Origin of the sequence: Aquabacterium sp. A7-Y, from assembly GCF_026153205.1 — a bacterium.
Taxonomy (GTDB): Bacteria; Pseudomonadota; Gammaproteobacteria; order Burkholderiales; family Burkholderiaceae_C; genus Caldimonas.
On the sequence record NZ_JAPFBW010000030.1, the window covers coordinates 81,845 to 88,925 of the forward strand.

The 7,081-nt window shown below is 69.6% G+C and carries 5 protein-coding genes; 2 read left to right on the forward strand and 3 right to left on the reverse strand.

Annotation, left to right across the window (positions count from 1 at the left end):
- Nucleotides 1-177: 177 nt before the first annotated feature.
- From OOT46_RS23540 to trxA, 3 genes are all read right to left on the reverse strand, one after another.
- Entirely contained in the window at nucleotides 178-438 is a 261-nt protein-coding gene (locus tag OOT46_RS23540) for a type B 50S ribosomal protein L31 (protein ID WP_265406064.1), read from the reverse strand.
- Between the two features lie 188 nt (nucleotides 439-626).
- A complete protein-coding gene (gene rho / locus OOT46_RS23545; protein ID WP_265406065.1) occupies nucleotides 627-1,889 on the reverse strand; it encodes a transcription termination factor Rho in 1,263 nt (420 codons plus the stop codon).
- Nucleotides 1,890-2,130: 241 nt separating this feature from the next.
- Nucleotides 2,131-2,460 (reverse strand): thioredoxin TrxA, encoded by a 330-nt coding sequence (gene trxA / locus OOT46_RS23550; protein ID WP_265406066.1) that lies wholly within the window; start codon nucleotides 2,458-2,460, stop codon nucleotides 2,131-2,133.
- 151 nt (nucleotides 2,461-2,611) lie between these two features.
- On the opposite strand from trxA, the gene OOT46_RS23555 reads away from it, so the two are divergent.
- Nucleotides 2,612-5,299, forward strand: a complete 2,688-nt coding sequence (locus tag OOT46_RS23555; protein ID WP_265406067.1) for a PD-(D/E)XK nuclease family protein — start codon at nucleotides 2,612-2,614, stop codon at nucleotides 5,297-5,299.
- Nucleotides 5,296-7,081 (forward strand): UvrD-helicase domain-containing protein (locus OOT46_RS23560; protein ID WP_265406068.1); only part of this gene is annotated, 1,786 nt, incomplete at its 3' end. The genes OOT46_RS23555 and OOT46_RS23560, both read left to right, overlap by 4 nt.

Genomic DNA, 7,081 nt, shown 5'->3' on the forward strand with positions numbered 1-7,081 from the left:
CGGTGGCGGCGGGGCGAAGCCGGCATCATGCAACAAATCGGTGCGCTGACATCTCCACAGCGATTTGCCAAGATCGTGGCGCCGGGGCGCAGTCCTGGATCAGGCCAGGCGCCCGGCAGCCAAGAAAAAAGGCAGCCGGTTGCCCTGGCTGCCTTTTCGGCGGAGAAGTCGCGATGCTTACTTCTTGAGGCCCACCCGCGCGAACTTGTTGCGGAACTTCTCGACGCGGCCGCCGAGGGAGTCCACGCTCTTTTGCGTGCCGGTGTAGAAAGGGTGCGATTCGCTGGAGGTTTCCAGCTTGTACAGCGGCAGCTCGCGACCGTCTTCCATCTTGACGGTTTCCTTGGTCTGAGCGCAAGAACGGGTCACGAACTTGAAGCCGTTGGACTGGTCCACGAAGCACACTTCGCGGTAGTTGGGGTGGATGCCTTCTTTCATGGCGGTGCCTTATCGCTGGTCTATGCGCCGGGAGCCACCTCGAACCTTTCGAGGCACTTTCCGGAAGCGGAAAACCGGCGATTATGCCATGAAGATCAGCCACTTATGAACGGTCCGGGGTCGCATCTGGCCCATCCGGGCGCAAAAAAGGCCCGTTGGCGGGCCTTTTCGGGGAGCGCGGGGCGGCCTCAGCCACCGCGGCGCATCATGTCGAAGAAGTCCAGGTTGGTCTTCGTCGCCTTCATCTTGTCGAGGATGAACTCCATCGCCGCGATCTCGTCCATCGGATAGAGCAGCTTGCGCAGGATCCAGGTCTTCTGCAGGATCTCCGGCTTGAGCAGCAGCTCCTCGCGCCGGGTGCCGGACTTGTTCAGCAGGATCGACGGGTAGACGCGCTTCTCGGCCATGCGGCGGTCGAGGTGGATCTCGCAGTTGCCGGTGCCCTTGAACTCTTCGTAGATCACCTCGTCCATGCGGCTGCCGGTGTCGACCAGCGCGGTGCCGATGATGGTGAGCGAGCCGCCTTCCTCGATGTTGCGCGCGGCGCCGAAAAAGCGCTTGGGGCGCTGCAGCGCATTGGCGTCCACACCGCCCGTCAGCACCTTGCCTGAAGAGGGCAGCACGTTGTTGTAGGCGCGCGCCAGACGGGTGATGGAGTCGAGCAGGATCACCACGTCCTTGCGCAGCTCGACCAGGCGCTTGGCCCGCTCGATCACCATCTCGGCCACCTGCACATGGCGGGCGGCCGGCTCGTCGAAGGTGGAGCTGATCACTTCGCCGCGCACCGTGCGCTGCATCTCCGTCACTTCCTCGGGGCGCTCATCGACGAGCAGCACGATGAGGTAGACGTCCGGGTGGTTGGCGATGATCGCGTGGGCCAGGTTCTGCATCATCACCGTCTTGCCGCTCTTGGGCGGCGCCACCAGCAGGGCGCGCTGGCCCTTGCCGATGGGGGCGATCAGGTCGACGATGCGGCCGGTGATGTTCTCTTCGGAGCGGATCTCGCGTTCGAGCTTGAACTGCTCTTTGGGAAAGAGCGGCGTCAGGTTCTCGAACATGATCTTGTGCTTGTTCTCCTCCGGGGTCAGGCCGTTGACACGGTCGACCTTCACGAGGGCGAAGTAGCGCTCGCCGTCCTTCGGCACCCGCACCTCGCCTTCGATGGCGTCGCCGGTGTGCAGGTTGAAGCGGCGGATCTGGCTGGGCGAGAGGTAAATGTCGTCGGTGCTCGCCAGGTAGCTGGTCTCGGGCGAGCGCAGGAAGCCGAAGCCGTCAGGCAGGACCTCCAGCACGCCATCGCCGAAGATTTGCTCGCCCTGCTTGGCGCGCCGCTTCATGATCGCGAACATCAGCTCCTGCTTGCGCATGCGGCTGGTGTTCTCGATCTCCAGCGACTCGGCCATCTTGATGAGTTCCGAGACGTGGAGGACTTTCAGTTCGGATAGTTGCATGGGCGCATACCCTTGGGGACTTGCCGTCGCACTGCCAAGGGCGACGGCTGGATGGACTTCGGCATCGCTCGCAGCGCGGGAGAACCCGGATACGAGAACTGGCGCAGGACCGCGACGAGCGCGAATCGGAAGACGCTGGAGTTGGGGGCCGAAACTACGCGGCGAACGAGGTGCGTAGTGGCGAAACTTGTGCTATCGGGAACCGGACTTGTGGTCTCGGCTCCCGATGCATTGGGGGGAATTATAGATGACCGTCGAGGAAGGACGTCAACTGGGCTTTCGACAAGGCGCCAACCTTGGTCGCAGCAAGCTGTCCGTCCTTGAAGAGCATCAGCGTCGGAATGCCGCGGATGCCGAACTTGGCGGGCACTTCGCGGTTCTCGTCGACATTCATCTTGGCGATGTTGAGGCGGCCGCCGTAGTCCTTGGCGACTTCATCCAGGATGGGGGCGATCATCTTGCAAGGCCCGCACCATTCGGCCCAGTAGTCCACCAGCACAGGCTTGTCGGCCTGCAGCACGTCGGCGTCGAAGGACGCGTCGGAGATGTGTTTGATCAGATCGCTGCTCATCGTAGAGTCCTCAGATAGGTCCAAGCCCGGCCTCATCGTGCCGGCCTCGACACAGGGCACAATGATTCTGACATAAACCCTTGGGACGGCGCTGCCGCCCGCCTCAAGTCTTTCTATTGCAGGGATATCCTTTTTTGTTCGCAAGCTTTGCATGCCTGTAAGAGAAAGCTGGACCCTCGGCGCCTGCACCGACCCTTGGCCCGACATCGTGCAGCGGCTGGCGCTGTTTCTGCGAGTCCACGCCCTCGATGCGCGCAACACCCTGGTGCTGTTGCCCTTTGCGCAGCACCTGCCGCTGGCCCGGCAGGCCTGGGCGCGCCTGTGCGGCGGCTGGATGCCGCGTTTCGAGACCACCCAGACGCTGCGCGAGTCCTTGCCGGCGCCCGCCCTCGGCGCGCTGGGTCCCAGCGGCGACCCGGTGGCCGACCGCCTGGCCGCCGCCCGCTTGCTGACCGACCAGGCCTGGGCGGCGCCGGCGCGGCGGCGCGATCCGGCCTTGTTCGAACACTGGGTGCGCGGTGTCGTGGAAATGTCGCACCAGATGATGCGTGCCGCATTCGCGCGCCAGCCGGGGGAGCGCGCTGCCTTCTGGAGCGAGGCGCGGGCCGTGCTGCCGGCCCCCGGCGGGCCGGGCGGGATGGAGGCCGTGCTGGCCCGTGTCGCGCTGGAATGGGCCGCCGTGCACGAGGCCGGTCCGGCCGATGAGCTGTTCCGGCTGCAGCCGGCCGGCTGGGCGGTGGTCGAGGCGGGCGAGCCCGAGGGCTTGACGAGCGCCTTGCTGGCGGCTTCCGAGGCGCCCCAGCTGCGCATTCACACCGATCCCGACCTCGCCACACCCTTTGCCGCGGCAGCGCCCGACCTGCAGATCCTCGCCTGTGCCGATTTCGAGGAAGAGGCCCAGGCCGCTGCTGCGCAGGTGCTGAGCCACCTTCAGCAGGGCCAGGCCCCGGTCGCCGTGATGGCGCAGGACCGGGTGCTGGTGCGCCGGCTGCGGGCCTTGCTCGAGCGGCGTGACGTGCTGCTGCGCGACGAGACCGGCTGGCGCCTGTCGACCACCCGGGCGGGCGCGGCGGTGGCGGGTGTGCTCGCGCTGGCGGGCCCCAAGTCTGGCACCGACGAGTTGCTCGACTGGCTCAAGTCATCCTTCGTCGGGGTGTCGGGCGAGACCGGCGGCCGTGCCGCTGAGCAGGCCCTGGAGACGGCGCTGCGTCGGCAGCAGTGGGCGGCCCTGCACGACATCGACAGTCAGCGCCTGTCGCCCGTCGCCGAGGCGCTGTGGCAGGCGGTGCAGCGCGCGCTCGCGCCGCTGCAAGGCGAGCCGCGCCGCGCCAGCGTGCTGAGCTGGAACCAGCGCCTGCGGGAAGCGCTGCAGGCCGCCGCGGCCTGGGACGCACTGCAGGCCGACGAGGCCGGGCAGCAGGTGATCGAGGCCTTGCGGCTGGACAGCGGCGCACCGGCGGTCGATGCCGCCTTCGCGCGCCAGGCCGAGGTCACGCTGATGGACCTCGGCGATTACGCCGCCTGGGTCGACAGCCTGCTCGAAACCGGCGTCTTCGCACCGCCCGCGACCGAGGATGCCGAGGTGGTGATCACGCCGCTGGCCCGCGCGATGCTGCGTCCTTTCGCTGCCTGCGTCATGCCGGGCTGCGATGAGCAGCGCCTCGGGCCGGTCGCTGCCTCGGTCTGGCTGGGTGAACGCGAGCGCCTGGCGCTGGGGCTGCCGACGCGTGCCGCGGCGATGCGGCTGCAGACTGTCGCCTTCGCCCACCTAGCGCGCCAGCCACGCGTGACGCTGCTGTGGCGCAACTCGCAGGACGGCGAGCCGCTCGGCGCCAGCGTGCTGGTCGAGCGACTGCAGCTCGAACGCCGCCGCGCCGCGCTGCTCGAAGCCGAGCCGCAGGACCCGCGCTGCGAGCGGCGGGTCGTCGCGCAGCCGGTGCACCCGTCCGCCCCACGCGCGCCCGCGCTGGTGCCCGAGCGGCTCAGCGCCACCAGCTACGAGGCCTTGCGCGACTGCCCCTACCGGTTTTTCGCGCTGCGCATGCTGGGCCTGGGCGAGGCGGCCGAGCTCGACGACGAGGTCGAGCGGCGCGACTACGGCACCTGGCTGCACGCCGTCCTGCAGGATTTCCACGAGCAGCGCAGCCGCTCGCCGCTGGATGCCGAAGGTGAGGTGGCGCGCCTGGTGCGGCTGGGGGCCGAGCAGCAGGGCAAGCTGGGGCTGGACGAAGCGGCCTTCCTGCCGTTTGCGTTGCGCTTCGGTCGCGTCGCGCAGCTCTACGTCGACTGGATGCTGGCCCACGAGGCCGGCGGCGCCGAGGTGCTGAAGAGCGAGGTGACCTTGTCCGCGCCGCTGCCGCAGCGCCCTGCGACCCGGCTGCACGGTACGCTGGACCGCGTCGACATCGTGCACGGCCCGGACGGTCCTCGCACCCTGATCCTCGACTACAAGACCGGCAGCCTGGAAGCCCTCAAGCGCCGCCAGCGCGATCCGCTGGAGGACACCCAGCTGGCCTTCTACGCGGCCCTGTTGCGTCACGGCGAGGCCGCGCCGGGCAGCCAGCACGGCGTGCGCGCGCTCTATCTAGCGATGGAGGGGCGCGAGATCGAGGCCGCCGAGCACCCCGAGGTGGAGGCGACGGCGGAGGTGCTGCTGCAGGGCCTGGCGGACGACATCGGGCGGCTCGCCGACGGGGCGACGCTGCCGCCACTGGGCGAGGGCAGCGCTTGCGAGCACTGTGACGCGCGCGGCCTGTGCCGCAAGGCGCACTGGGCCGAGCCCCTGCTGCCCGACCCGGCCACCGCGCCGGGCAGCAAGGCCGGTGAGGAGGCAGGATGAAGGGTGCCGCCTACCGCATCGACGGTGCCCTGGTCGCTCGCGAGCGCTTCTACCAGGTCGCCTGCGACCCGGCGCGCAGTGTGGTCGTCGAGGCCTGCGCCGGGGCCGGCAAGACCTGGATGCTGGTCTCGCGCATCCTGCGCAGCCTGCTCGACGGGCTGGAGCCGCAACAGATCCTCGCGATCACCTTCACCAAAAAGGCGGCCGCCGAGATGCGCCACCGCCTGATGACCTGGCTGGCCGACTTCGCCGACTGTCCGGAAGCCCAGCGTGTGCAGGCCCTGGTCGACCGCGGCCTGTCGCCCGATCAGGCGCGGGCCCGCGCCCCGGCGTTGGGCGGGCTCTACGAGCGCCTGCTGGCGGGGCAGCAGCAGGTCGAGATCCGCACCTTCCACGCCTGGTTCTCGCAGCTGATGCGCGCGGCGCCGCTGGAGGTGCTGCAGGAGCTGGGCCTGCCGCCGCAGGCCGAGCTGGTCGAGGACATCGAGGAGTTGAAGCCGCGCGCCTGGCGCCAGTTCCTCGCGGCGCTGATGCAGGACGACATGCTGCGCGGGGATTTCGAGGCGCTGGTGCGCAGCCGCGGTCGCCACACCACCCAGGCCTGGCTGCTTGGCGTGATCGACAAGCGGCTGGAGTTCGAGCTGGCCGAGCTCTCCGGCACCCTGGCCGCCAGTGTGCCGCCGGCCGCGGAGCTGGATCGGGCCTTCGAGGGCTACGAACACCCCGCCGAGCGGCTGCGCTCGGCCGTCGTGGGACCGCTGCTGCAGCGCGTGGCGAGCGCCCTGGGCCGCCATGCCAAGGCCACCGCGCAAAAGGCCGGTGCCGCGCTGCAGCAGGCGCTGGAGCGGCCCGACGCCGTGTCGGCCTTGTGCGCCGCCGAGGCCGCGCTGTTCACCAAGGGCGAGCTGCGCAAGCACCTGGAGGCCCCCGAGCTGGACGAGGCCGTCGCCTTCCTGCGCGACATCCGCCGCGGCGTTGCCCAGCAGGAGGCCCACCTCGAACACCAGCGCCTGTCGCGCCTGACGCGTCTGCTGCTGGCCGAGTACGCCCGCCTGAAACACGCCCGTGGCCTGGCCGACATGTCGGACCTGGAGCGCTGCGCGCTGCGCTTGCTGGGCGACCACGAGGTGGCCGGGTGGCTGCTCGAACGGCTCGACACGCGGGTGCGCCAGGTCCTGATCGACGAGTTCCAGGACACCAACCCGCTGCAGTGGCAGGCGCTGTCGACCTGGCTGTCGTCCTACGCCGGCGCCGGGGGCGGCGGCAGCGGCCAGCGCCCGCCGGGCGTTTTTATCGTCGGCGACCCCAAGCAGAGCATCTACCGCTTCCGACGCGCCGAGCCGCGGGTTTTCGAGGCGGCCAAGCAGCTCGTCGTGCACGGCCTGGGAGGCGCGGTGCTGGCCTGCGACCACACCCGGCGCAACGCGCCGGCGGTGCTGGACGCGCTCAACGCCGTGTTCGACAGCGCCCAGGCCGAGGGCCGCTACACCGACTTCCGCAGCCACACCACCGAGGTCGACCCGGCCGCCGCAGCCGGGCTGGTGGCCGCGATCGAGCGTGTCGAGCGGCCCGCGAAAGCCGCCCGTGCCGAGGCCGCCTCCGGCTGGCGCGACAGCCTGAGCACACCGCGGCGCGAGCCCGAGGTGCTGCTCAAGCTGGAGGAGGCCAGGCGGGTCGCGGCCCACATCGCCCAACTGGTGCGCGGCGAAGGCTGGCGGCCGTCCGAGATTTTCGTGCTGAGTCGCCGGCGGGCCCAGTTGCGCCTGGTCGGCGAGGCCTTGC